The 1,627-nt window shown below is 72.4% G+C and carries 1 protein-coding gene; it reads left to right on the forward strand.

The window, feature by feature from the left end; genetic code table 11:
- Positions 1-1,627 (forward strand): non-ribosomal peptide synthetase (locus BM252_RS29755; RefSeq protein WP_139236835.1); only part of this gene is annotated, 1,627 nt, incomplete at both ends.

Genomic DNA, 1,627 nt, shown 5'->3' on the forward strand with positions numbered 1-1,627 from the left:
TGATCGGCTTCTTCGTCAACACGCTGGCGCTGCGCCTCGAGCTGGGCGGCGAGCCGACGGTCGGCGACTGGCTGGCCACGGTGCGCCGGCGCGTGCTGGAGGCGCAGAGCCACCAGGACGTGCCGTTCGAGCAGGTGGTGGAGGTGCTCAAGCCCGAGCGTTCGCTGGCCCACCACCCGGTGTTCCAGCTGATGTTCGCCTGGCAGAACGCGGCCGGCGCCGCGCCGGCGCTGGACGGACTGATGCTGGAGGCGCTGCCGGACGACGGCGCGCACGGCACCCAGTTCGAGCTGACGCTGAGCCTGCGCGAGGAGCCCAACGGCGCCATCGCCGGCGTGCTTGGCTATGCCACCGCCTTGTATGAACGAGCCACGGTGGAGCGCCATCTGGCGGCCCTGCGCAGCATGCTGGCCGGCATGGGCCGCGACGACAGGCAGGCGATCGAGCGCATCGAGCTGCTCGACCAGGCGCAGCGCCAGCAACTGCTGGTGGCGTGGAACGACGCGCCGTGCGCGGCCGCACCGGCCGTCTGCGTCCACCAGCTGTTCGAGCGGCAGGCGCTGCGCACGCCGACGGCGGTGGCGGTGGAACAGGACGGCCGCCGTTTGACGTATCGACAAATGAACGCCCAGGCCAACCGCTTGGCGCATCGCCTGGCGGCGGACGGCGTGCGCCCCGGCGCGGCGGTGGCCGTGCTGCTGGCGCGCTCGATGCTGCTGGTGGTGGCGCAACTGGCCATCCTCAAGTGCGGCGCCTTCTACGTGCCGCTCGATCTGGAGGCTCCGGCGGAACGGCAGGCGGCGCTGATCGCCGATTGCGGCGCCGTCGTGGTGCTGACCAGCCGCCAGCGCAAGCTGCCGGAAGCGGCCGGCTGGCGGCGTCTCGATCTCGACGCGACACCAGGTGCGGGGCAGGGCGTGGCCGAGGTGGACGCGCCGAACTGGCACGCCGCCTGGCCAAGCCACAACCCGGACCTGAAGGCCGACCCCGAAGCGATCGCCTACGTGATGTATACCTCCGGCTCGACCGGCATGCCGAAGGGCGTGATGGTGCCGCACCGGGCGATAGCGCGGGTGGTCGTCGACAACGGCTACGCCGCCTTCGACGGCGGCGACCGGGTGGCCTTCGCCGCCAACCCGGCCTTCGACGCGGCGACCATGGACGTGTGGGCGCCGTTGCTCAACGGCGGGCGGCTGGTGGTGGTCGATGCGGCCACCCTGCTGGCGCCGGAACGGCTGGCGCGCCTGCTCAAGGAGCGCCGCATCACGGCGATGTTCCTGACCACGGCCCTGTTCAACCAGTACGCGCGGGCGATCCCCGAGGCGCTGGCCGGGCTGCGCTACCTGATGTGCGGCGGCGAACGGGCCGACCCGGCCGCCTTCGCGCGCCTGCTGGCGCAGGGCGGGCCGCAGCATTTGGTGCACTGCTACGGGCCGACCGAGACGACCACCTTCGCCACCACCTGCGAAATTTCCGCCGGCTTCGACCAGGCGGCGCCGCTGCCGATCGGCCGGCCGATCGCCGACACGCGGGTCTACCTGCTGGACCGCTTGGGCCAGCTGGTGCCGCCGGGCGCGGTGGGCGAAATCCACATCGGCGGAGCCGGCGTGGCCAGGGGCTACCTGAA

This window comes from Rugamonas rubra, assembly GCF_900114705.1.
GTDB lineage: Bacteria > Pseudomonadota > Gammaproteobacteria > Burkholderiales > Burkholderiaceae_D > Rugamonas > Rugamonas rubra.